Here is a 24,154-nt window from a genome sequence, read left to right as displayed (position 1 = left end):
GGGTCACGCTATTCCCCCGTCAGCAGGCAGACCGAAGGATCATCGAAGCGGTAGCCGAAGCGCTCGCAATCGGCCTGGTAATGTTCGGCGATCAGGGCTGCCGAGGCGTCGTCAAAGTAGGCGCGGTAGTCCCGCCTCCGGTCCGTCGCGCGGCGGCTGTGACGGAGTTTTGGCGCGCGTATGCCGATCTTGCGGCAGGCGGTTTCGAAATCCTCGACCAGATGCTCGTAGCGCCCCACGTAATCCACGATCAGGGAGCCATGCAGGTCGATCAGGTAGTCGCTCTGGACCACGGTCGACATGTCGGCATGATACTGCGGGGGGCGCTGCGGATCGAACTTCCAGCGCAGGAAAGCCGCGAAGTCGGGAATGCCCGTCATCAGGTCGGGCCTCTCACGGCGGATGTGATGGTAGGAGCTGACCTGGAGATCCCATGGATTCCGCACGAAGGCGAACTTGAACAACTGCTCGTAGACCTCGCGGGGCAGCATCTCCTGCGCGGCGATGGCCTTCGCATGGCGCGGGAACTTGGCGCCGATCCGATGCCCGGTCAGCCCGCTGAGCTTGCTGCACAGGAATTGCGGGAACCGGTAGGGATCGGTCCACTTATACCAGCCGAGCGAATCGCGCACGCTGGTGCCGCCGGTCTTGGCGATATGCACGAACAGGAATCGGTAGCGAAGAGATAGCAGCATGGCACCGTGGGTCCGGACGCTAGATCAGATGTAAGGCTTCGAGATAGCGTCGGGCGCTGACGTGACAGGAGTATTCGGCAACCGCCTGGCGCAGCACCGGGCCCGGCAAGGGCCGGTCCAGCGTCGCGAGGATGGCATCCGCCAGCGCCGCCGCATCGCCGACCGGCACCAGGCGTCCGAACTCTCCTCCGCGCAGAATCTCCCGCGGACCGCTGGGGCAGTCGGTCGCCACCGAGGGCGTGCCCACGGCCAGCGCCTCAGTCAGGACGTTGGGGCTGCCTTCCCAGGCGGAGGACAACGCAAACACCGCGGCCTTGGCCATGAAGGCGTAGGGATTCGTCACATGCCCGGGCATCCACACGTCATCGCCGACACCCAGCGATTGAACCAGCGCCTCCAGCTCCGACCGCAGCCCTCCCTGCCCCAGGATCACCAGACGACAAGGGCGCCGCACCCGAACCCGGGCGAATGCGCGGATCAGCGTCGGAAAATCCTTCTGCACGGTGAGCCGGCCTGCGCCCAGAATCACCGGTGGGGCCCCGGTGTGAAACCACGGATGCATGACCGGCTCCTGCGCCAGTACGTCCAGCGCCGGAGTCACGACGGGATTGCGGATCACGATCACGCGCTCATCGGGCAACTGCGTCAGTCGGCGCGTGTCCTCGGCCACACCCTCCGAGTTCGCCACGACACAGTCCACGCCCTGGTAAATGAGCCGCATCGGCCCGGTGCGGAACCAGCGCAACGGCGCCGGCTTGCGTTCCAGGGCTGCGGAAAGATGCGTGCCGAGGCGCCCGACCAATCGCACACGCTCGCGTTCACCGCTGAGCTTGCGGGCCACCACGGCGGCACGGATCGCGCGATCCTTCGCCGCCAGCAGAGCAGCCGGCCGGCTGGTCCGCAGGTAGCGCATCAAGGCCGGCACCGCCAGCGAGGAGTGGCGCACGTTCAGATCGATACGACGCACACCGTAGTCGCCCAGCTTCTTGAGTTCGGGCGTCGGATACCGCTCGATGGCCAGCAGATCGACCTTGACACCGGCGTTCACGATATCGGGCAACAGATTCAGGACCATCCGCTCGACACCGCCGGTCCCGGAAAACGAAATGAACACGGCCAGCTTCCGCGGCTCCGGCGCGCTCATCGGACCGCTCCGCCGGCATTGGCAACCCAGTTTGGCCGCGCCGTGTCGGCGGCGGGAACTGCCGGATTGGACAGTGGCATGAGGCCGAATGCCTGCAGATAACTGCGGGTGCTTTGCTCGACCGAGTAACGTTCGGCCGCCCGTTTCAACGCCGCACCCGGCAGCGGGTCGCGCAGGGCGGCGTCGATCGCTTCGGCCAGCGCCGGCGCATCGCCCACCGGGACCAGTGCTCCCCAGCGCCCGCTTTCCAGGATCTCGCGCGGGCCGTAGGGGCAGTCGGTTGCGACCACCGGAGTGCCGCAGGCCAGGGCTTCGATCAGAACGTTCGGCCCGCCTTCCCTCAACGACGACACGACGAACACCGACGCCCGGGCCAGATAGGCATAGGGATTATCCACGAAACCAGTGAACTCGACGTCTGAGGCCACGCCCAGCGTCCGCGCGAGTCGCTCCAGCTTCCGCCGCTGTCGCCCCTGCCCCAGGATCATCAAACGACACCGGCGCATGGCACGCAGCCGCGCAAAAGCCTCCAGCAGGGTCGGAAAGTCCTTGACCCGGCTCAGGCGCCCGGCGGCCATGACCACCGGTATCGCCGTATCGGATAGCCAGGGATGGTCGACCGGCGCCGCCGCCCGCGTGAGAATATCCGGCGGCACGGCGGGGTTCGGGGCGACGGCGATGCGGGACGGCGCAACGCCGAGAAATGTTGTCAGATCCCGTGCGACGCCCTGCGCGTTGGCGATCAGACCGTCACAGCGGGAAAAAAGGGCTCGCAAACGACGGCGATACCACCAGCGCTTGGGCCAGAACGGATGGCTTTCCCGCGCCTGTTGCGACAAGGGCGTGCCGACGCTGATGAAAAAACGGTGGCCGCCTCGATCGAGTTGGCGTTTGGCGGTCATCGCGATGCAGTCGTCGCGATGCTGGCCCGTCATCACGACCGCGGGCGGTTGACCGGCCAGAAAGGCCAGCAGCTCGGCTGCCAGCTCTCTTTCGCTCGCGCCCGCGAGGCGGCACAGGTCAACCCTGGGGTGTAACTGTTCCAGGAACACGCAGCGGTCGGCGCTGGTCATCAGTGTGACGGGATAACCGGCATGCGCGAGGCCATTGGCCAGATACACGAAGTTGCGTTCGACACCGCCATCGCCGTAGCTGGGAATGAACAGCACCACCGGTGTCGGGGCTGTGTGGGGTTCGTCCTGAATCAATGCGTGCAACAGACGTGGGGATGGAGGGGGCGCCGCATGGCTTAAGAACGATGCGCCCGACCGGTAAAGTTGTCAAGAATGGCCCGGCGGCGCGATAACGGTTCACGCCGCCCCCGCGCGGGAGCGGGCGGGGAAGCCGAGACACGCCGTGAATCCGTCCCTGGAGGCTCGCCTGCGGGTTCCCTCTCGCAGACGGTCTCGCCCTCCCGGCCCGCTCCCACTACCCAGCACAGGGGGGGTGAATGGCTGCGGCGGCGCATCAACCGGCAAAAAATTCATGCAGCACGCGGAGCAGGTAGGCATGGTCCAGAACGCCCGCGCTCTCCCGAATGCTGTGCATCGCCCACATCGGGTTGCCGACGTCGATCACATCCAGCCCCAGGCGCGCCGCTGTCATGGGTCCGATCGTGCTCCCGCAGGCGAGGTCGCTGCGATGGCAGTACATCTGATAGGGCACCCCCGCGCGCTCGCACAGATGCGCGAACCGCGCTGCGCCGACGCCATCGGTGGCATAGCGCTGATTGACGTTGCTCTTGATGACGGGCCCGGCATTGACGGCAACCAGGTGCCCCGGTTCGTAGGCGCCGGGGAAATTCGGCTGGAATGCATGCGCCATGTCCGCGCTGATCATCAGGCTCCGCGCCAGGCCACGCCGCAAGCCCTCGCGGCTGCCGCCGCCAGCCTGGACGATGCGCTCCAGCACGTCGGACAACAGGCTGCCGGCAGCGCCCTTCGCGCTTTCGCTGCCGATCTCCTCGTGATCGAAGAAAGCCCCGACACAGGTCACGGGCGACGGTGCGGCGCCCATCAACGCGACGAAGCCGGCATGGCACGAGGCGAGGTTGTCGAGCTGGCTGTTCGCGATGAATTCCTCATTCGCTCCCCAGAACGCACCGCGCTGGGTGTCGAACGCATTCAGCTCAACACCGAGGATGTCGCCCGCGCTACAGCCAGCGGCAGCGCCGAGCAGACGCAGAAAGACATCGTCTGCCGGCGCATCGCCGACACTCGTCAGCAGCAGCGGCAGTTCGGTCTGCCGGTTGAACTTCAGGCCGTCCTCGTTGACCTTGCGGTTCATGTGTATCGCCAGATTCGGCAGGCGCAGCAGAGGTCGGTCCAGCAGCACCAGTCGCGTCTCCACGCCCTGGGCGCTCCTCAGGCTCACGCGCCCCGCCAAGCCCAGATCCCGATCGGCGAAGGTCGCGAGGATGGGGCCGCCGTACACTTCGACACCGACCCGGATCAAGCGGCCGGCGGTATCGGCCGGTCGCGGTTTGACGCGCAGGCCCGGAGAATCCGTATGCGCACCGACGATCCGGAAACCGGCTTCCTCGACCGGCTGCAGACCGGCGATGAAAGCCACCAGCGAAGAACCGCCGCGGATCACATAGTGCCGCGCCCCCGGCGCAAGGCTCCAGGTCTGTGCTTCGTCCAGTTCACGAAAGCCTGCGGCCTCCAGCGCGCGCGCCATGACGGCCACGGCATGCCAGGGGCTGGGCGACGCATCGATGAAATCGAGCAGCGCCTGAGCATGGGCGCGAACGTCGGGCGTAATGATCATGTCCAGTCCAGATCAGTTATAACGGAAACCATGCAAGCGCTCCTGGCCCTTCGGAGTCTCTTCGGATCGTCCACGATCGGGCCGGCTCGTCACGATGGCGGATGGTAAGCAGCACCGGCTGAACCGCCAAACGGGACCGCAGCTTGCGCGGTCCGTGGTAACGCCGAACGCCCTGGGCGCCCTGCCTCGGCGGCTATTGTAGCCCGCCTTCCCTGCCCCGGCCGCATCCAGCGGGTCGCGGCCATGCGGGCCGCAGGCCGCGGACCGATACCCCGAGCGCCGACTGCCGAGGACCGGCTACTGTTCGCGCCGGGCCTGTCGCTGCGACGGGACAGACAGCGGTCCGGATGATTATCCGGATAACCCGAAGGGCCTAGCGGGGTCGCAGCGGAGCGCCGCAGCGACACGCCCGGGGCCCGGTCCACGTAGTGCACCGCGCTTTGACCCGCTGCCTGCAACCGCTATCATGCGCGCTGGCCGCGCAAGCGCGGCACGCGATGGGGAACGGTGAGGCGTTTCCCAACCGATTTCCCACCGTATTTTCCCAACACGACCCGATGGGTAAGCCGTCACCCGATGCCGCGGAGCTGCAAGCGCATGGCCTGGAATGCATTCGAGGCGACCGTCTGCTGTTCTGCGACTTGTCCTTCGATCTGGCTGCCGGCGAGTTGCTCGCCGTCGAGGGTGCCAACGGAGCCGGCAAGACCAGCCTGCTACGGATTCTCGCCGGCCTCAGCCTGCCAAGCGAAGGCAGCGTCGTCTGGCGCGGGCACGCCATCGCCCGCCGCCGCGCCGAGTATTGTGCCGAAATGATCTACCTGGGACATCAGGGCGGCCTGAAGATGGACTTGTCTCCCCTGGAAAACCTGCGTCTGTGGCTTACGCTGGCGGGGCTGGAAGCCAATGACGACGCGATCACGCACGCGCTGGCGACCGTGGGGCTGGACGGGTATCAGGATGCGCCGACGCGCATACTTTCGGCCGGACAGCGGCAACGCACGGCGCTGAGCCGTCTGCTGCTCAGCGCCGCTCCCTTGTGGATCCTGGATGAGCCGTTCACGGCGCTCGATACCCGAGGCTTGACCCTCGTCCGGCAATTGCTCGATCGGCATGCCGACCGGGGCGGACTGGCCGTGCTGACCTCGCACCAGCCGATCGAGGTATCCGGCCCGCTCCGCAGCCTGGTGCTGGCATAGCATGGACAGTCTCGTCGCCGCCTTCCTGGCGTTGCTCCGGCGCGACCTGATGCTGGCCTTTCGCCATCGCGGAGAACTCGCCAATCCCCTCATCTTCTTCCTGATGATCGTGACGCTATACCCTCTCGGCGTCAGCCCGGACGTGAACCTGCTGCGGCAGATCGCACCCGGCGTGATCTGGATCGCCGCCTTGCTCGCGGCCCTGTTTTCGCTGGAAAACCTGTTCCGCACCGATTTCGACGACGGCTCTTTGGAACAACTGTTGTTGAGCCCGCAGCCACTGCCGGTGCTCGTGATCGCCAAAGTCCTGGCACACTGGCTCGTCAGTGGCCTGCCGATGGTGCTGCTGGCACCCCTGCTGGGCCTGCTGCTCTCGATGCCGGCGGCGGCGGTCAAGGTGTTGGTCGCGAGTCTCGCGATCGGGACTCCGCTGTTGAGCCTGATCGGAGCGGTCGGCGTGGCGTTGACGGTGGGCCTGCGGCGGGGCGGCCTCCTGCTGACGCTGCTGATCCTCCCGCTCTACATCCCGGTGCTGATCTTTGCGACCAGCGCCGTTTCCGCTGCCGCCGCCGGACTTCCGGTCGCCGGTCAGCTGTACCTGCTGGCCGCGCTGCTGGCGCTCGGTGTCACGCTGGCACCGTTCGCCGTAGCCGCGGCCTTGCGCATCAGTTTGAGCTAACGCCATGTGGACTTTCCTGCATAAATTCGCCTCGCCCAAGCACTTCTACCGCATTGCCGGGAAAATGATTCCGTGGCTCGCGGCGCTCACCGTGCTGTTCATGGTTGCCGGGCTTTATTTCGGCCTTTTCGTCGCGCCGCCCGACTATCAGCAAGGCGAGAGCTACCGGATCATGTTCATCCATGTGCCCAGCGCCTGGATGTCGCTGTTCGTCTACGTGTTCATGGCGGTCGCGGCCGCGATACACCTGATCTGGAACATCAAGCTCGCCGATGTCATGGCCAGCAGTTCCGCCGTGCTGGGCGCTTCGTTCACGTTCCTGGCACTGGCGACTGGCTCGCTCTGGGGCAAACCGATGTGGGGCGCCTGGTGGGTCTGGGACGCACGCCTGACCTCGGAGCTGATCCTGCTGTTCCTGTACCTTGGGTATATCGCGCTGGTCTCCGCGATAGACGACAAGCGCGCGGCGGGAAGGGCCGGCGGCGTGCTGATTCTGGTCGGGGTGGTGAACATCCCGATCATTCACTACTCGGTCGAATGGTGGAACACGCTGCATCAGGGGCCGACCGTGACCAAGTTCGACAAGCCGTCCATCCACTTGTCGATGCTGCTGCCGCTGCTGCTCATGGCGGCCGCATTTCAGTTTTACTTTTTCACGCTGGTGTTGATGCGCGCGCGCACCGAGGTATTGGAGCGGGAACGCCGCAGCGCATGGGTGGAGGAGTTGCTGGGGTAGCTGCGTTCGGCGACGCTCCCCAGGCCGACGCACGCACAGGGCAGCATTAGACGCCGCATTTATCGAGCAGGCTGGCGCCGGGAATCGGCGTCGCGTTGCAGATCGAGCAACAGGCGCCTCGCCCACTCGCCATTGCGCTCATCGCTGACCTTGCGGAAGACGGTCGGCTCGGCCGGAAGCGACACGTTGTCCGGTTTGACACCGACAAAGGTGGCGATACGCTTCACCGCCCCCGGCAGGTCGTATTCGACGTCCTCGTAACTGAGGCAGAGCGGGAAGATGCGTCTCCGGAAGAAGTAGGCCTGCCAGCCACGCTCCTGTTCCACGATGTGCCGGTACCACTCGGCGATGGCCTCGTAGCGGTACTCCAGCGCTTCCAGCTTTCTTAGCGCCGCGTCGGCGTGGCTGACGTTCGTATGCCAGACGGAGGTCTCGACCGCCTTGTAGAGCGATACCGCCTGCGCCGCCAGGTCACGACGCGTGAGATAGATCCAGCGGAATCCGGCAAGGTAGGAGCGATCCTGCATGGCCGCCTCGAAGTCCCTGAACTGGAACCAGCTGACCTTCAGGCCCGACACCCGATTGCGGCTGCTCCAGGCACGGGTGACATTGCGGAGATAGGCCTCGGGTGTAGCGCCCGGAACCCACTTCAGGACGTTGGGAATGTCCGCTGCGTTGAGCGCTTCGTCCGGCCGGCCGAACCGACGCGTCGCCTTCAGGGCGGCGCAAAGCCAGCTGCTTCCGGAACGCGGCGTCATCGCGATGAGGTAACGACTGCGCGGCTCGGGCAGTGATTCCGCCGCTGCGAGCCGATCGGGATCGACGGCGGCAGCCGCGAAAATGCTCGCAATCGTCGGATTCGTGCTCATCCGCGCGGCTCCGCGCGGGCGACGTCGTCCTGCTCAGACCCGCCGCAACGCGTCGGAGCAAGGGGATGGGGCAGAGGGCTTGCCGCTTCGTCGGCTCCGTGCACCGACTTTTCACGCTGCCGTGTGACGGGTCAGGGCCTTCCACGAGACCGGGAACAGGCCGCCGACGATCTCGCTGACGGCCTCGGCATAAAGCCTCAGTTCGCGCTGGGCCATCGGCCCCGTGTGCAAGCCGCAGGCACGAACGAAATAATGCAGGCTGCCGGTCTCGATCCAGCGCGTGTAGGTGGCCTGAGGCAAAACGGCCTGCGCCAGTTCGGGCGCGACGCCTTCCTGAATCATCTGACCGTACAGCGTCCTGATGTCCCGATACAGGCGTTCGACCTCGACCGACAGGGCGGCCTGCCGCTCCGCACCAAGTTCTCCGGTGCCGCTGCCCGCCTTGGGTTGCTGCGCGCGCAGACGCCAGTGCGGAGGCTGGTAGCATTGCGGTTCCGCGACGACGTAGCGCCGGTAGACTTCCGAGCGGGACACGCCAACGGTCGAACGCCACCATTGATGCGCCAGGAAGGAAGGCATCGTGATGCGCAGGCAAATCTGCGGATGAAAGAACGGACTCACGTGCTCGTTCTCGGCCAGGAAACCGATCAGCTTCTCATCCTGATCCTGCAGCCACTGGCCGGTGTCATCGCATTCGAGGTGGCTCTCTCGATCGAAGCTGATCCGCGCCGCGTTGACCACGCGCAGATCGTCGCCCATGTGGTCGAGATGCTCCACACGGGAAATGCCATCGCCTAAGGGATCGAATGTCATCATGTCGGTCTCGCGTCGCAGCGCGGTACAGGGGTGCGCCGCGCCTTTATAGCAGAACGCACGGCCGACTGCCTACGCGCCACGCCGGATGCCTCACAGCCTGCCGCGCTCGGCCAGCAGTTCGCGATAGACCGCGAGATTTCCCTCGACCATCCGATCGACCGAAAACTCCCGCTGGACCAGGGAACGGCCCGCGCGCCCCATCGCGCTCGCCCGGGCCGGATCCCCCAGGATGGCCTCGATCGCCTGCACGAGGCCATCGACGTCCCCCGGCTCGACCAGCAGGCCGTTCACGCCGTCGTGCACGACTTCGGGCACCCCGCCGGCGCGAAACGCCACGATAGGAACGCCGGCGCTGGCGCCCTGCAGCAACGAGACACCCAGACCCTCCGCGAGCGCCGGGTGAACCAGCAGGTCCAGGCAGGGCAGAATGCGCGGCAGATCGCTACGGAAACCGGCAAAGTGCACCCGTTCGGCAACACCGGCCCGCGCCGCAAGCTGCCGCAATTCCTGCTCCAGTGCACCCTTGCCGAAGAACAGCGCGGAGAGCTGCGGGAAGCGCGCAACCAGGGGCGGCAGCGCCTGCAACAGGTAGCGGTGCCCCTTCCGCCCGATCAGCTGCGCAACGACCGCGAGGATCGGCCCTTCCAGAGGCAGGCCGAACTCCGAACACAGCCAGTCCCGCTCCGGTCGCGCGAGATAGGGCGTGGGATCAACTGCACTGTGCACGCACCGCAGCTTCGCCGCAGGTAACCCCTCGGCTCGCTTCACCCGGCCGATCTCTTCCGAAATCGCGATGACGCGGTCGAACAGCCGGTATTTCAGCGCGACGACGAGCGGGTGCTCCGGATTGTCGACACGACGGGAGTGGACCACCGGCACCCCGGCCAGCCGGGCAGCGAGTCCGCCCATGACGTCGGCCCCGATGCGGCTGTGCAGGTGGACCAGATCGGGTCCGACCGAACGTATGACCCGGCCGAGGCGCGCAATCAGGCGCACATCCAGGTCGCCTCCCATCGGCAGCTCATGTACCGCGGCGAACGGCGCCGCCCGGAGCCCCAACTCGCAACCGAGCGGGCAGACCAGCGCGTTCTCTAGGCCCCGCGCCGACAAGCCTTTCAACAGGTAGAGCAGCTGCTGCGCTCCGCCATAGAAGTTGCGGCCTCCTTCGACATGTAAAATCTTCATCGATTACGGCGGGGAATGCTGAACTTGCGGCCGCCGGATCGGCAGCGTAAACATGAAGAGGCGCGGTGGGGCCAGCCCGACCTGCGGCTTTCGGAATCGCCGTCTGCCGCAGACGGCTGCCGGCCGGGATTCTACACCAAGCGCAGCCCCGCTCGGGACCGGACCCGGTGATAGTATGTCGCGATAGGGCCGCGACCGGGGCCGGAGGACACACCGTCGGGAGGCCGACGCCGCTGCTTACCCACCGCGGCCGCCGGAAGCCTTGTTCGGCCCCGGCCCAGGTCCAGCCAGCCGCCTCGCCTAAAAGCCGCGCGCGTCACCTGACGTCCGGCCGCTGCGTCGACCCGGCCGAACCGCCCTGACGGCCCGTGCCGGGGATCTCGAGGTGCGATCGACCCTTTCTGTTATGAACCCGTCATGGAGCCAAAAGTGAAAAAACAGGAGACCATCGAAAGCCAGTCTGCCCGCGATATCGCCCACGTTCTGACCGAGGCCTTGCCCTACATCCGCCGTTTCCGCGGCAAGACCATCGTCGTCAAATACGGCGGCAACGCGATGGTGGACGAACAGCTCAAGAGCAGCTTCGCGCGCGACATCGTGCTGCTGAAGCTGGTCGGTGTGAATCCGGTCATCGTGCACGGTGGCGGCCCGCAGATCGGCGATCTGCTGAAGCGCCTCGGCAAGACCAGCGAGTTCGTCCAAGGCATGCGGGTCACGGATGCCGAGACCATGGACGTCGTCGAGATGGTGCTCGGTGGGCTGGTCAACAAGGAAATCGTGAATCTGCTGAACCGTCACGGCGGCTCGGCAGTCGGTTTGTCGGGCAAGGACGGCGATCTGATTCACGCCCGCAAGATTGTCATGAAGCAGCGCACTCCGGAGAGCGAAGAACAGGAAATCATCGATCTAGGACACGTCGGCGAAGTCGCCAGCATCAACGCCGCCGTGGTCGACATGCTGATCAAGGGCGACTTCATTCCCGTCATCGCACCGATCGGCGTCGGTCAGGACGGCTTTTCCTACAACATCAATGCGGATCTCGTCGCCGGAAAAATGGCTGAGGTCATGAAGGCGGAGAAGCTGATCCTATTGACCAATACCACCGGGATCCTGGACGCGCAGGGAGAATTGCTGACGGGGCTGTCGCTCGCCGAGGTCGACGCGCTGATCGAGGACGGCACGATCAGCGGCGGCATGATTCCGAAAGTCGACTGCGCCATGGACGCGCTGAAAGCCGGCGTCAACAGCGCACACATCATCGACGGCCGCATCGACCATGCGGTCCTGCTCGAACTCTTTACCGACCGGGGTATCGGCACGCTGCTGATGCGACGGTAACGGCAGCGACGCGGGCAGGCTCGATCCGCCCGCTTACGCGTCAGCCCGCAGCGTGCTGCGAACGGTATGCCAGAATTCGGGTCAGTTCGGCTTGACGGCCGGCTTGTTCGAGATACGCGACGATGTGTTCCAGCGTGATGATCGGATAGACGCGCAAACCGAACGTCTTCTCGACTTCCTGCACCGCGGTCAGGTCGCCCTGTCCTTTTTCCTGACGGTCCAGCGCGATCAGCACGCCGGTGGCCTCGGCCCCGGCGCCGCGGATGATGTCCACCGATTCGCGGACGGAGGTGCCCGCCGTGATCACGTCGTCGATGATCAACACGCGGCCTGCCAGCGGCGCGCCGACCAGTACCCCGCCTTCGCCATGATCTTTCGCCTCCTTGCGATTGAAGGCAAACGGAATCTCGCGCCCGGTCTCGTCCGCCAGCGCGATCGCCGTTGCGCAGGCCAGCGGTATGCCTTTGTAGGCCGGCCCGTAGATCACGTCGGCGGACAGTCCGTGGTGCTGGACTGTCTGCGCGTAGAACCGGCCCAGACGACCGAGGCGTGCCCCGCTGTCGAACAGTCCGGTATTGAAGAAGTACGGGCTCCGGCGACCGGACTTCAGCGTGAAATCGCCGAAGCGCAGGACCTGGCAACCCAGGGCGTATTCAATGAATTCATGCTGAAAGGCTTGCACGTCGGTCCTCTTCTGTCGTGACACGGGCGATGGCCGGCCCCGTGATGCGGTGCCTGCTTCAGGGCACCGCGACCAGCCGCAGCAACTCTTCGATCACCTTGTCGGTCGTGATGCCCTCGGCTTCGGCCTCGTAGCTGAGGATCAGCCGGTGCCGCAGGATATCCGGCGCCAGGGCCTGGATATCGTCGGGAATCACATAGTTCCGGCCGCGCAACCAGGCCCGAGCGCGCGCGCAGCGGTCGAGCGCGATGGTCGCGCGCGGACTCGCTCCGTATTGCAGCCAGCGCGGGATATCGCTGCTGTAGGCGGCCGCATTCCGGGTCGCCAACACTAGCTGCAGCAGGTATTCGCCCAGGGGCTCCGCCATGTACAGATCGAGTACCTCGCGTCGGGCATCGAACAGCACATTCTGCGTCAGCGTCTGGAATGGGGCGCTCCCGGCGGACACGCCGGCCGGTGAACGCGCCTCACGCCGCACCAGATCGAGGATCTTCCGCTCGTGCTGGGCCTCCGGGTAGCCGATCCGGACGTACAGCAGGAAGCGGTCGAGCTGGGCCTCAGGCAGCGGGTAGGTACCTTCCTGCTCGATCGGATTCTGTGTGGCCATCACCATGAACAGCTCGGGCAGCGGGTAAGTCTTGCGGCCCACCGTGACCTGACGTTCGGCCATCGCCTCGAGCAGCGCCGACTGCACCTTGGCCGGCGAGCGGTTGATCTCGTCGGCCAGTACCAGGTTGTGGAACAACGGCCCGGGCTCGAAGCGGAACGAACCGTCCTGCGGACGGTAGACCTCGGTACCGGTCAGGTCGGCCGGGAGCAGATCGGGCGTGAACTGCACGCGATGAAAATCCGCCTGGATGCCGGCGCCCAGCACGTTGATCGCGCGCGTCTTCGCGAGACCGGGCGCCCCCTCGACCAGGATATGGCCGTCGGCCAGCAGGGCGATCAGCATGCTCTCGACGAGATGCTCCTGCCCAATCACGCGGGTGCCGATGAAGTCCCGGAGCCGCGCCAGCTCGCGTTGGGCCGCGGTGAGCGGCGGCGTATCGTTCGTAGCGATCTCGGTCATGCAGTGTATGGACTGGTTGGCGTAGCCGCCTATTATGCCGGGCCCGGCGGTTCAGCGCATCGTGAGCGTCCGCCCGACCGGCTCACGCCGGTCCCGGGGGCGCGAGCCGTTGAATCAGCCAGGCGCCGATGTCGGCGATTTCGCGCGCACACACCGAGTGCGGCATCGGGTAGCTATGCCAGGCGACGGAGTAGCCCCGGCTTTCGAGCGTGGCCCGGCTGTTTTGCCCGAGCGCGAAGGGAACGATGGGATCCTCGGTGCCGTGTCCCATGAAAACCGGCAGCGCCGCGTTCGCCAGCGGCAGCTGGTCCGGCTGGGCCAGATAGGTCGACAGCGCGATGACGCCCGCCAACCGGGCCGGATAGCGAGCCGCTGTCTCGAGGGCGATGACGCCGCCCTGCGAGAAGCCGGCAAGAATGATGCGTTCCGGGGCGACGCCCGCCGCCACTTCACGTTCGACGAGCCGCGCGACCTCGCGGCACGAGGCCTCGACTCCCGCAACATCGACGCTGCGGCCAAGATCGGCACCGGCGATGTCGTACCAGGCTCGCATCACGTAGCCACCGTTGATCGTCACCGGACGATGCGGCGCGTTCGGAAACACGAAGCGGGTCGGACCCAGTCGGGACAACGGCAGCTCCTGGACGATGGGTTCGAAGTCGTGCGCATCGGCGCCGAGGCCGTGCAGCCAGATCACGCTGGCGGCCGGCGGCGCACCGGACTCGACGGTCAGGCAATCGAGAAGTTCAGCAGTCATTGGCAGGTTAGTATCGTCGGGTTGAACGGCGCGGGGCACTCACTCGGGGCCGGGACCTAAGGTGGTGATCGATGTGGCTGGAGCAGCCTGGCCGCAATACCGCGGCCAGGCATGGCCAAGGCAGCCAGCATAGCGGCAATCGTACGCCGCGGTAAACCGAACGAAATACGCCGACCGGCTGGCGCGAGAGACGAAACCCGGCGGATTGCCACTGCCGCCTTGGCGGCGGACCCTGTCGATGTCACCATGCCACAGTGGCCTGGCCGGCCATCGTGGCACCTTAACTCCCGCGTCCGACCTTATGCCCACCCGCCAAGAAACCTCTGCGCCTGTCGCTCCGCGCCGGCCACGCGACTGCCGGTCGCACGGACTGCGGTCGATGGCCTGGGTTGCGGCCATCCTGCTGGCGGTTTCCGGCGCCAGAGCCGGCTCCGCGGCGTTGCCGACGCCAGCCGAGGTCCATGCCGCCTGGCGGTCATCGGAAGCGTGGCTGCTGGATCGCCATGGCGAGGTGCTGCACGAACGGCGCATGGACCGGAATGTCCGGCGCCTCGCCTGGACCACGCTGGACAATATGTCACCGGCCCTGATCCGCGCGGTCATCCAGGCGGAGGACAGGCGTTTCTACCGTCACTCGGGCGTGGACTGGCGCGCGGTGGCCGCGGCAACCTGGGATCGGCTCGTCACCGGCCGGCGACGCGGCGCCAGCACGCTGTCGATGCAACTCGCCGCGCTGCTGGAACGCGATGGCATCGCCAAACCAGGACACCGCGGCATTCCGGAGAAGCTGGCCCAGATGCGCGCCGCGCTGCGCCTCGAGGAAACCTGGCGCAAGGACGAGATCCTCGAGGCATATCTGAATCTGGCCGTGTTTCGCGGGGAACTCCAGGGCATCGGAACGGCGGCGCGGGGCTGGTTCGGCAAGGAGCCCGCCGGCCTGAACGACCACGAAGCTCTGCTGTTGGCCGCACTGCTGCCGGCGCCGAATGCGGAACCCGGCGATGTCAGCGGACGCGCCTGTGCGCTGGCGGCAGCCGGAAACTCCTCGGCCGACTGCCACGAGCTTCAGGCCTTGGCGGCACGCCTGGCCCGGCCGCCGGCCGTCGCGACCGCCGCGAACCTCGCCCCGCAACTGGCGCAGCAACTGCTCCGCGCGCCGGGCGAAACCGTGACGACGTCGCTGGACGCAGGGTTGCAGCGTCTGGCCATCGACGCGCTCACGGAACAATTGCGCGCCCTGATCGACCGGAACGTGCGCGACGGTGCGGTCGTCGTGGCCGACAATGCCAGCGGCGACGTGCTGGCCTACGTGGCCTCCGGCGGTCCCTATTCCCGTTCCCCGGCGGTCGACGGCGCGCGCGCGCCGCGACAGGCGGGCTCGACCCTGAAACCGTTCCTCTATGCTCTGGCCCTGGAACGGCGCCATCTGACGGCCGCCTCGCTGCTGAACGACTCCCCGGTCAACCTGGAAACGCCGAGCGGGCTGTACATCCCGCAGAACTATGACCGCGACTTCAAGGGTATGGTCAGCGTGCGCACCGCGCTGGCCGGATCGCTGAATGTTCCGGCGGTGCGCGCGCTGGCCCTGGTCGGCGTCACGCCGTTTCGTGACTATCTCCAGGCGCTGGGGTACGCGGGCATCGACCGGGACGGTGAGTACTACGGCTACTCGCTTGCGCTCGGATCGGCGGAGGTCAGCCTGCTGGAGCAGGTTGCGGCGTATCGTGCGCTGGCCAACGGCGGCCGCAGCGGCGCGCTTCGCCTGCGGCTCGACACGCCATTCCCAACGGTTCGGCCCGCGGTCGACGCCGCGGCGGCCTGGGTGGTCGCCGATGTCCTCGCCGACCGCGCCAGCCGCGCGATCACCTTCGGGCTCGACAGTCCCCTGTCGACCCGCTATTGGTCCGCCGTCAAGACCGGCACCAGCAAGGACATGCGCGACAACTGGTGCATCGGCTTCAGCCGCCGCTACACGGTCGGGGTCTGGGTCGGCAACTTCGAGGGCGACGCGATGCACGACGTGTCCGGCATCACCGGCGCGGCGCCGGTCTGGCGGACGATCATGGACAGCCTGCATGCGCAGGCGCCCGGCGCGGCGCGCCCGGAAGCCCCGCCCTCGAGCGTCGTGAGCCGCGAGATCGTCTTTCTCCCGCCGCTGGAATCACCGCGGCGGGAGTGGTTCCTGACCGGGACCGAAGTCGGCGAGGTCGTGCTGAATGACCCCGCGACGCGTGGCCCACGCATCCTTTCGCCACCGCAGGGCATCGTGATCGCGCTCGACCCCGACATCCCGGAGGCTCATCAGGCCGTGATCATGACGGCAGCGGCACCGCCACCCGGGTCGGAACTGCAACTCGACGGAACCGCGCTCGGGTCGGCAACGATTCACCATCCCTGGCGACCGGTGCCCGGACGACACCGTCTGACGCTGGTCGACGCGCACGGCACGGTCATCGATGCGGTCGAGTTCTCCGTCCGGCCGCTCGCCAACGCGGCCAGGGTCAACGGCAACCCCGACCCGGACGAACAACCGGATCAGGGCGCTGCCGGGGACACGGGAAGCCGGCACTGACGGGTGGCAAAACGGCGAGCCTGCCGTATGATCACGGGTAGGCGCGGCCGCGATGAGCTCAGCAGAACTTCACCCCAGCGCACAGCATGGTTACCTACGATCCCAAGTCCTGGTGGGGACTCATTTTCCAGTTTCACAAGAGCGACACCTTTCGCCGGCTGCTACCGGCGATGCTCTCCGTGGCGCTGTTCAATGCCTTGATCGCCTACCTCGAGCATCGCTTCTTCGGAAACACGCTGCAGGGCACGAGCCTGGTGCATTCACTGCTCGGCTTCATCATCTCGCTGTTGCTCGTGTTTCGGACCAACACCGCTTACGAGCGCTGGTGGGAGGGCCGCAGGCTATGGGGCCAACTCGTCAACACCTCCCGCGACCTCGCGCTGAAGCTGCACGCATACCTGCCGGAGACACACCCGAGCCGTCCGAGCTTTGCGGCCCTGATTGGGCAATTCGCCGGGACGCTGCGGGAACACCTGCTCTATGGCCCGACACCCGGCATTTGCGCCGGGATCGCTCATGGTCCGAACCGCGTTTCGGCCGAGTTGTTCGCCGAACTGGACCGTCTGTACCGCGCCGGTGACCTGACCGACACTCACTACCGCAATCTCAACCCGGGCCTCTCGAATCTGGCCGACATCTGCGGTGCCTGCGAACGGATCAAGAAGACACCCATCCCCTATTCCTACAGCCTTTTCATCAAAAAGTTCGTCTTTGTCTATACCATCACGATGCCGTTCTGTTTCGCACCCGTATTCGGCTACTGGTCGATCCTGCTCAGCACGTTCATGCTGTATGTGCTCGGCAGCCTGGAACTGATCGCCGAGGAAATCGAGAACCCCTTTGGCGACGATGCCAACGACCTGCCGACGGACGACATTTCGCGCATGATCGGTGATAACGTGCGGGAGATCCTGATCATCGATCCCGGCACCCGACCACTGCACCGGATATTCCGACCCCGTGCACCGTGACGCAATCCAGGCGAGCGCAGCGCACCTACCCATTCGACAAGCCAGTACAACGACCATGGGCAACGCATTACAGGACCAGCTGCTGAAGGCAGGCCTGGTCAACGAAAGGCAGCTGAAAAAGGCCAAGAAGGACAAGGTCAAGGACGAACGCCGCGCGCAAGGCCAGCAGCCCGATGGCACTCCGCCGGCTCCCGCAGCGCCCGACCACCGGCGCCTGCAGCAGGAAAAGGCGGAGCGCGACCGTGAGCTGAACCGGCAACGACAGGAAGCGGCCGAGCAGAAAGCTGCCCTGGCCCAGGTGCGGCAACTGATCGAGGCCCATCGGGAACGGGTGGAGCCCGGTGAACGCCCCTACAACTTCGTCGTCGACGGCAAGGTGAAACGGCTCTATCTGACCGATGACACCAGCCGCAAGATCGCGTCGGGACGGCTGGCCATCGTTGCGCTCGACGGCAAGTACGAGCTGGTCGGGGCCGAGATCGCCGAAAAGATTCGCGCCCGTCATGCCGCCAGCATCGCACTGTGGAACGTCGCCGAGGCATCCGAGACCAGCGATGCGGTCAGCGACGAGTATGCGGGTTACGACATTCCCGACGACCTGGTCTGGTAGCGGCCGGCGCGGCCTCAGCCCGACCGGGGCTGTTCGATCGGCAGCGGTTCCCGTGTGCGGCCGTCCAGCACGCAGGCCACGCTCATGTCGCCCATCACGTTGACCGCGGTGCGGCATCGGTCGAGAAACCAGTCGATCGGCAACAACAGCGCGACATACTCGGTCGGCAGACCGACCGCCTGGAAGACTAGCACCATGGTCACCAGTCCGGCCTCCGGGATGCCGGGCGCCCCCACCGACGCGATCACCGCCATGAAGGCCACGAGCGGCTGCCGCAGCAGCGGCACCGGCTGGCCGAGCATCTGCGAGATGTACAGCGGCCCCATGGCCTCGTACAGCGCCGTGCCGTCGTTGTTGAAATTGCTGCCAACCAGCGCCCCCATCGTTGCCGACTCTTCGCGCAGTCCGATCCGGTAGCGGAGGCAGTGATAGTTGATCGGCGCGGAGGCGGTCGAACTGGCCGTCGAGAAGGCCGTCAACAGCGCCTCGCTGCCGCCGCGCAGGAACTCCAGCGGCCGTACCCAGGATTGCAGCCGCACCCGCAGCAGGTAATACGCGGCCTGCAGCAGCAGCGCAACCAATACGGCGCCGACGAAGCGGAGCAGCGATGCGAACGGCGCCAGTCCCTGCGTCGCGACGACGTGCATGACGATCGCCAGCACCGCGACCGGCACCAGGTCGACGATCCAGTGCAATGCCGTCAGGAAAACCCGATAGAAGGTTTCGAACAGTTCGGCGACGACCTCGACCCCGCGGCGAGCTTCGCCGTGCTCCCGCTCGCGTACGCGCCGTATCGCGACACCAAGTCCCACCGCGATCACGATGGCGGGAATGATGTCCTGTCGACCGGTGGCCCAGTTCGGCACCAGGGCCCCGAAGAAACTCTCGGGCAGCTTGGTCTTCAATTCGTCCCAGAGATTCAACGGCGGGAAGGTCACCTGGGGCGCGACCGCGGGCATCGCGCCCGCACCGGGCTCCAGCAGGTTCGCGACGAGGAGGCCGATCACGATCGCGACCAGCGTGTTCGTGATCAGCAACACGGCCAGCCGCCGCGCCGTGCGCGCGCCGATATCGGCCACGAGCAAGGCATGCACGATCGCGACGAAGATCAAGGGCAGCGCAATCATCGACAGCAGACGCAGAATCAGCTTGCCGACATCCAGCACATAATGGCTCAGCTGCGCGGCCAGATCCGCTTCCAGCCACTGGCGGGCCGCGAATCCCAGCGCGACACCGAGCGCCATCGCAACCAGGATGCGCTGGTACAGCGGGCGACCCCGCCAGGACCACAGCGGACGGCCGGGACGCGCGGGCACGGGATTCGCGAACGACGGATCAGCTGGCATGGTCAGGCCCAAAAGCCTGAGGTTAACACGCTGCACCCGAGGCCGCCGGCCACGCGGAGACTCCGAACCCGCCCCGCGCGGCTCAGTTGTCCGGCCAGCGCCAGGCGGGGCCGTCCAGTTCCCCCTGCCCGGCAAGGCGGGTCTGACCCAGCGTCTTTTCCAGTTCGAGCGCCCGACACGCCGGCGCCTGCTTCAGGGCGGCGATCAGGCGCGGGGCGTGCGTCACGACCCAGACCTGGGTCCGCTCCGCGGCGCGCACGATCAGCCGCGCCAGCGCCGGCAAGAGGTCGGGATGCAGGCTGGTCTCGGGCTCGTTCAACACCATCAGCGGCGGCGGTCGCGGGGTCAGCAGCGCTGCGATCCACAACAGGTAACGCAAGGTGCCATCGGACAGCTCGGCGGCCGACAGCTCTCGTAACAGGCCGTATTGCCGCAAGGCCAATGTGAAGCGGCCATCCGGTTGCGTGCCGATGATCAGCGACGCGCCGGGGAAGGCGTCCGCCACGGCGGCGTCGAGCGCCTCGGCATCGCCGATTTCCCGGATGGTCTGCATCGCCGCCGCGGCATCACGACCGTCATGGTGCAGCACTGGTGTCCGCGTTCCCAGCTGTGGCTGGCGCGCCGGGGCGTCGGCATCGGTCCGAAAATGATCGTAGAAACGCCAGCCCCGAATGCGCTCCCGCAGTTCCCAGACCTCCGGGGCAGCCTTGGGATCCGCGATCTGGCTCAGCAGGCTGTCAAACGTCCCGCTGTGCGCGGATACAACCGTCCAGCCGCGGCCGGACCGGACCTTGGTCACCGGACCAGAACGGTCCACAAGAACGCCGGCAGGGCGGTGCACCGGGCCGGCCCAGATCGACTCGCGCTTGATCTCCGGGTCCAGCGCGAACGCGGACCGGCTCGGCGTCGGCGACCCGAGCGCAATGGCATAACCGAAATCCTCGCTGGCGAAGCCGAGGCGCAACCGCACCGTATGCTGGCGCGGGCCGCCCTGCACCGGCACCTCGCCGCTGCGCATCCGACGCGAGACCGTCTCGGGTCCGGCCCAGAGTGTCGAGCTCAAGCCGCCCTCGCGGGCCAGGGCGTTGACGACGCCGCCTCGGGCGGTTTCGGCCAGCAGGCGCAGCGCGCGGTAAAGGTTGGACTTGCCGCTACCGTTGGGGCCGGTGATCACATTCAAGCGGCCAAGCGGAATCACCAGTTGCAGCAGCGAGCGATAGTTCCCGACGGCAAGCGTCGTCAGCATCGCTAACCGGCCGCCGCGTCGCGCTGCATAAGCTCAAATCCGCTCAATGCCACCAGGCGGCCTGACGCCCCAGCCCGGAGGTGATGACCTCGCGCCCCTCCATCACGACGAAACCCGAGGCACGGGAATAGCCGTCCTCGCAATAATCGAAGGTGTAGGTCCGACGCAGCGTCAGGCTGCCGCCGGCCCCGCGGACCAGCCTCCGAGAGGCCAGCGCCACCGTTTCGTCGAGCAGGCTGATGGCCCGGCGGGTACAGAGTTCGCGCGCCGCGTCGTTGGCCCGTTCCCTGGCGGCCAGGCTGTCGGCCCAGAAGGCCGCCAGTGCGACCAGCAGAATGGCGATGATCAGTTCGGCAAACACCGGGTGTCAGTGCCCTGACGACAACGGCGTCGGGACTCCATCCAGCCCGGCGAATGCGATGATCGGCTCGATGAATTCGCCAAAACGGGTGAAGCTGTGGTCACCCCCCTCGAGAACCGTCTGGGCAGCACCGGCGTAACGGGCTACGGCCTGCCGGTAATCCAGCAGTTCATCCCCGGTTTCGACCAGCAGCCAGAACCGCTCGGGCTTGGTGAGAGCCGGCACGTCGAGTTCGGTCAATTCCGCGATATGTTCCTGCGTGAAGACGAAGGTTTCGCCGGTGTAGAGGTTATCCTGCGGCCCCAGGTATCTGGCCAGCGCGATGTGGGCGACGACGGCCGGATTCACGAGCACGGCTTGCAGATCGTATTTTTCGGCCAGATAGGTCGCGTAATACCCGCCGAGCGAACTGCCGACCAGCGTGGCGTCCTGCGGGCAGTCATCGAGCACGGCTTCGACCTGCGCGATCGCCTCGCGCGGGCTGAACGCGAGTTGCTCGCACCAGAAACGGTGTTCGAGTCCGCGCTCGGCCATCCGCTGCGCCAGCAGCCGCGCCTTGGCCGATGCCGGAGCGGAACGGAAGCCATGAAGATAGATAATCATCGCCGATGCCGATAGAGTTGCGATCGAGGTCCAGGGACACAGCTTACCGTGTCGTCATGGCCCGCGTGAATCCACCCGGAGCGAAGACCCATGCGCTGCCGTCTCTCCGCCCAAGACTTGCCGTCCGCAGGGCCGGCACCCGCCGATGATTGAACCCGCGCCGCTGGCCGGCCTGTGGTGTGCGACGCTGACGCCGCTCGCAGCGTCCGGTGCCATCGATCACGACCGGCTTGCCGTGCATGTTCAAGACCTCATCGGACGCGGTGTCGACGGTATCGTGCTGTTCGGCACGACCGGAGAAGGCCCCTCCTTCTCGGTCTCCGAACGCACCGCCGCGCTGGACGCATTGCTGGCTACCGGTGTCCCGGCTGCCCGGCTGGCAGTGGGCGCGGGCTGTCCGGCCCTCCCCGATACGGCCGCCCTGGTCCGTCATGCGCTCGCCTCGGGTTGTCCGCGCTGTCTGGTGCTACCGCCATATTTCTGGAAGGGCGTTACAGACGACGGGCTTTTCGCCTGGTACTCGACCTTGATCGAGGCTGTTTGCAATCCGGCCCTGCGGCTCTACCTGTATCACATCCCGCAGTTGTCCGCAGTCGCGGTCAGCCCGGCACTGCTGGCGCGCCTGGATACCGCCTATCCCGGCGTCGTGGCCGGAGTCAAGGACAGCGGCGGCGACTTCACACACACACTCGCGCTGATCGAAGCCGCGCCCGATCTGCAGATCCTGACGGGTGATGAGCAGCAGCTTCCGGACCTGATGCGCGTCGGTGGCGCCGGCGCGATCTGTGGCGCGGCCAATCTGTTCCCGGAATTGATGGCTGCCTTGCTGACCTCCGGTGCGGACGTCGCGGCACGGACTCGGATACGCGCCTTCTGCCGGATCATCGCCACCTATCCATTTGTTCCCGCGTTGAAATCGGTCGTGGAATCGCTATGCGGAGACCGCGTGTGGCGTTCCGTGCGCCCGCCGCTATCGCCGCTACCCGAACCCGACGCAACCGCCTTGCTTGCCGAACTGCGCTCCGCCGGTCTGCTGGGCGAACGCTGAGCGTTCTCGCTGCAACGCATCCACCCGCCGGAAGGCTGACCGGGCGGGGCCGCGAAACGCCACTGCCGCGAGTCGCCCGCGCTGAATCCCGTCCGCAGCAGCGGCCGGCCGCCGAACGGCCGCTGAACGCTTCGAGCAACACGCGCTTGCGCCGCGCCAATCGGAGGAAATAACCAAATTCACCGCAACAGCGAACTGAGCGATCGCATCTCCACTCAGAGTGGGTCTTGGCGGGATTGTCGTTTCTCAACGGATCCGCTCAGACCTGGGTAAAGTTGCCCATATGGGAACAATAAGGAAGTCTGACTTGTTATTGTAAACATGGGACACTATATTGAACCTCGAAATCCCATAGAAAAAGGCTGCCGCGGGTGCTCCCGCCGCTGAAGAGGTGATAGCGAATGTTTACCAAGTTCACGCCACTACTCCATCAAATCGAGTCGCGCGTCCAGGCCTTCGAGTGGCCGGACCTGACTTCCGGCGAGGCCCGCGCGCTGATCGTGCTGGCGGCCTTCTGGCTGCTGTTCGCGCTCGAAGCGCGCTGCGCGTACCGGCCGGTAGAACCACGGACGAGTCGCCAATCCTACTTCGCGAACATCGGCTCGTTCATATTGAACGACACCTTGATGTCGCTGCTTTCCGTATCGACGCTCTGGCTGATCGCCGAGCGGTACGCCGACCATGGGCTGCTCAGCGGCATCGCGAACCCGACGCTCAAGGGCGTCGTATCGTTCGTGCTGCTCGATCTGGTGCTGTATCTGTGGCATCGGGCCAACCACAGCTTCGACGCCTTGTGGACGTTCCACAAGATCCATCACAGCGATCGCACCATGAACGTGTCGACCGCGTTCCGACTGCATGGCATCGAGGTCTTCCTGACGGCGGCCATCAAGGCCTTGTTCATTGCCGTCATGGGCATCGACGCCGCGGTGTTGCTGGCGAACGAAGCCATCGTGACGGTTTTCGTGATGTTCCACCACGCGAACATCACCTTTCCGGGCGAGGGTTTGCTGGGGCGGCTCTTCGTCGTGCCGCGGATTCATCGGGCCCATCACTCCACCCGGCGCGCGGAGCACGACAACAACTACGGCGCCGTGTTTTCGCTCTGGGACCGGTTCTTCCGGACATTCACGGACGTGGAACCGAAATCCATCGGGCTGGCGCAGGTGCCGGGTTTCGGTTTATGGGATCTGATCCGCTATGGCTTGCCGCAACTGCCCCAGCGACCGGCGGTGAAACCCGAAACCGTGCAGGCCATGATTGCCGAGGCCGCTTACTTTCGCGCCGAGAAGCGCGGGTTTGCGCCCGGTTACGACTTCATCGACTGGGTCGAAGCCGAGCGGGAGATTCTGCAGAAGACCCGTACCGCGAGGCGGCAGCCGGTAGGAGCGGCCGAACGGCACTGGCCGAACCCGTTGGCACTGTTCCGCGGACACGACACGCTGTCGTCCTGTTGAGCTTC

At 66.2% G+C, this 24,154-nt stretch carries 23 protein-coding genes; 9 read left to right on the top strand and 14 right to left on the bottom strand.

The annotated features are described in order from the left end of the window. Positions 1-8: 8 nt before the first annotated feature. From BWR02_RS15185 to BWR02_RS15170, 4 genes are all read right to left on the bottom strand, one after another. Positions 9-695, bottom strand: coding sequence for a sulfotransferase family 2 domain-containing protein (locus tag BWR02_RS15185; RefSeq protein WP_139558774.1), 687 nt, complete (start codon positions 693-695; stop codon positions 9-11). A gap of 19 nt (positions 696-714) precedes the next feature. After that, complete coding sequence (locus BWR02_RS15180) at positions 715-1,839, bottom strand: glycosyltransferase (protein ID WP_139558773.1); 1,125 nt, start codon at positions 1,837-1,839, stop codon at positions 715-717. Beyond that, positions 1,836-3,008: a glycosyltransferase gene (locus BWR02_RS15175; protein WP_236102290.1), complete on the bottom strand. Its 1,173-nt coding sequence runs from the start codon at positions 3,006-3,008 to the stop codon at positions 1,836-1,838. The genes BWR02_RS15180 and BWR02_RS15175 overlap by 4 nt, the downstream gene beginning before the upstream one ends. Before the next feature lie 298 nt (positions 3,009-3,306). Next, entirely contained in the window at positions 3,307-4,608 is a 1,302-nt protein-coding gene (locus BWR02_RS15170) for a M18 family aminopeptidase (protein ID WP_139558771.1), read from the bottom strand. Between the two features lie 557 nt (positions 4,609-5,165). Between BWR02_RS15170 and ccmA the strand changes: the two genes are divergently transcribed. The 3 genes from ccmA to BWR02_RS15155 are packed head-to-tail and all read left to right on the top strand — an operon-like array spanning position 5,166 to position 7,219. Beyond that, complete coding sequence (gene ccmA / locus BWR02_RS15165; RefSeq protein WP_139558770.1) at positions 5,166-5,804, top strand: cytochrome c biogenesis heme-transporting ATPase CcmA; 639 nt, start codon at positions 5,166-5,168, stop codon at positions 5,802-5,804. A 1-nt stretch (position 5,805) separates the two neighbouring features. Continuing rightward, positions 5,806-6,483, top strand: a complete 678-nt coding sequence (gene ccmB, locus BWR02_RS15160) for a heme exporter protein CcmB (RefSeq protein WP_139558769.1) — start codon at positions 5,806-5,808, stop codon at positions 6,481-6,483. A gap of 4 nt (positions 6,484-6,487) precedes the next feature. Beyond that, positions 6,488-7,219 carry a heme ABC transporter permease gene (locus tag BWR02_RS15155; RefSeq protein WP_139558768.1) on the top strand — a complete coding sequence of 244 codons (732 nt, stop codon included), beginning with the start codon at positions 6,488-6,490 and terminating at the stop codon, positions 7,217-7,219. 59 nt (positions 7,220-7,278) lie between these two features. Here BWR02_RS15155 and BWR02_RS15150 read toward each other — a convergent pair whose 3' ends face one another. The 3 genes from BWR02_RS15150 to BWR02_RS15140 all read right to left on the bottom strand — a co-directional run bounded on the left by BWR02_RS15150 (position 7,279) and on the right by BWR02_RS15140 (position 10,089). After that, positions 7,279-8,088, bottom strand: coding sequence for a Stf0 family sulfotransferase (locus BWR02_RS15150; protein ID WP_139558767.1), 810 nt, complete (start codon positions 8,086-8,088; stop codon positions 7,279-7,281). 111 nt (positions 8,089-8,199) lie between these two features. Then, complete coding sequence (thyX, locus tag BWR02_RS15145; protein ID WP_139558766.1) at positions 8,200-8,904, bottom strand: FAD-dependent thymidylate synthase; 705 nt, start codon at positions 8,902-8,904, stop codon at positions 8,200-8,202. Between the two features lie 90 nt (positions 8,905-8,994). Further along, on the bottom strand, positions 8,995-10,089 hold the full coding sequence (locus BWR02_RS15140; protein WP_139558765.1) for a glycosyltransferase: 1,095 nt from the start codon (positions 10,087-10,089) through the stop codon (positions 8,995-8,997). 429 nt (positions 10,090-10,518) lie between these two features. Between BWR02_RS15140 and argB the strand changes: the two genes are divergently transcribed. Beyond that, complete coding sequence (argB, locus tag BWR02_RS15135; protein WP_139558764.1) at positions 10,519-11,427, top strand: acetylglutamate kinase; 909 nt, start codon at positions 10,519-10,521, stop codon at positions 11,425-11,427. A 40-nt stretch (positions 11,428-11,467) separates the two neighbouring features. On the opposite strand, the gene pyrE is transcribed toward argB, so the two are convergent. From pyrE to BWR02_RS15120, 3 genes are all read right to left on the bottom strand, one after another. Next, positions 11,468-12,109, bottom strand: coding sequence for an orotate phosphoribosyltransferase (pyrE, locus tag BWR02_RS15130; protein ID WP_139558763.1), 642 nt, complete (start codon positions 12,107-12,109; stop codon positions 11,468-11,470). A 58-nt stretch (positions 12,110-12,167) separates the two neighbouring features. Further along, positions 12,168-13,178, bottom strand: a complete 1,011-nt coding sequence (locus tag BWR02_RS15125) for an AAA family ATPase (protein ID WP_139558762.1) — start codon at positions 13,176-13,178, stop codon at positions 12,168-12,170. 82 nt (positions 13,179-13,260) lie between these two features. Next, positions 13,261-13,935, bottom strand: coding sequence for an alpha/beta hydrolase (locus tag BWR02_RS15120; RefSeq protein ID WP_139558761.1), 675 nt, complete (start codon positions 13,933-13,935; stop codon positions 13,261-13,263). A 379-nt stretch (positions 13,936-14,314) separates the two neighbouring features. Between BWR02_RS15120 and pbpC the strand changes: the two genes are divergently transcribed. The 3 genes from pbpC (at position 14,315) to BWR02_RS15105 (ending at position 18,088) form a co-directional block, all read left to right on the top strand. Beyond that, the gene (gene pbpC / locus BWR02_RS15115) at positions 14,315-16,507 is read left to right on the top strand and encodes a penicillin-binding protein 1C (RefSeq protein WP_139558760.1); all 2,193 of its coding nucleotides are present in this window, start codon (positions 14,315-14,317) and stop codon (positions 16,505-16,507) included. 86 nt (positions 16,508-16,593) lie between these two features. Continuing rightward, a complete protein-coding gene (locus tag BWR02_RS15110; RefSeq protein WP_139558759.1) occupies positions 16,594-17,478 on the top strand; it encodes a bestrophin family protein in 885 nt (294 codons plus the stop codon). A 55-nt stretch (positions 17,479-17,533) separates the two neighbouring features. Beyond that, entirely contained in the window at positions 17,534-18,088 is a 555-nt protein-coding gene (locus BWR02_RS15105; protein WP_139558758.1) for a DUF2058 domain-containing protein, read from the top strand. A gap of 14 nt (positions 18,089-18,102) precedes the next feature. Here BWR02_RS15105 and BWR02_RS15100 read toward each other — a convergent pair whose 3' ends face one another. The 4 genes from BWR02_RS15100 to BWR02_RS15085 form a co-directional block, all read right to left on the bottom strand. Continuing rightward, the gene (locus tag BWR02_RS15100) at positions 18,103-19,434 is read right to left on the bottom strand and encodes a dicarboxylate/amino acid:cation symporter (RefSeq protein ID WP_139558757.1); all 1,332 of its coding nucleotides are present in this window, start codon (positions 19,432-19,434) and stop codon (positions 18,103-18,105) included. An 82-nt stretch (positions 19,435-19,516) separates the two neighbouring features. Beyond that, positions 19,517-20,680, bottom strand: coding sequence for an AAA family ATPase (locus tag BWR02_RS15095; RefSeq protein WP_139558756.1), 1,164 nt, complete (start codon positions 20,678-20,680; stop codon positions 19,517-19,519). Between the two features lie 43 nt (positions 20,681-20,723). Then, a complete protein-coding gene (locus BWR02_RS15090; protein WP_139558755.1) occupies positions 20,724-21,041 on the bottom strand; it encodes a DUF3301 domain-containing protein in 318 nt (105 codons plus the stop codon). Between the two features lie 6 nt (positions 21,042-21,047). Further along, complete coding sequence (locus BWR02_RS15085; RefSeq protein ID WP_139558754.1) at positions 21,048-21,644, bottom strand: YqiA/YcfP family alpha/beta fold hydrolase; 597 nt, start codon at positions 21,642-21,644, stop codon at positions 21,048-21,050. A 145-nt stretch (positions 21,645-21,789) separates the two neighbouring features. Here BWR02_RS15085 and BWR02_RS15080 point away from each other — a divergent pair, with 145 nt between their 5' ends. Continuing rightward, positions 21,790-22,692 (top strand): dihydrodipicolinate synthase family protein, encoded by a 903-nt coding sequence (locus tag BWR02_RS15080; protein WP_139558753.1) that lies wholly within the window; start codon positions 21,790-21,792, stop codon positions 22,690-22,692. 401 nt (positions 22,693-23,093) lie between these two features. Beyond that, on the top strand, positions 23,094-24,149 hold the full coding sequence (locus BWR02_RS15075; protein ID WP_139558752.1) for a sterol desaturase family protein: 1,056 nt from the start codon (positions 23,094-23,096) through the stop codon (positions 24,147-24,149). Positions 24,150-24,154 lie beyond the last annotated feature (5 nt).

It is taken from the genome of Methylotetracoccus oryzae (assembly GCF_006175985.1).
Lineage (GTDB): Bacteria > Pseudomonadota > Gammaproteobacteria > Methylococcales > Methylococcaceae > Methylotetracoccus > Methylotetracoccus oryzae.
The sequence above is the reverse complement of the archived record's forward strand: the minus strand, read 5'-3'. Positions and strand labels throughout refer to the sequence as shown.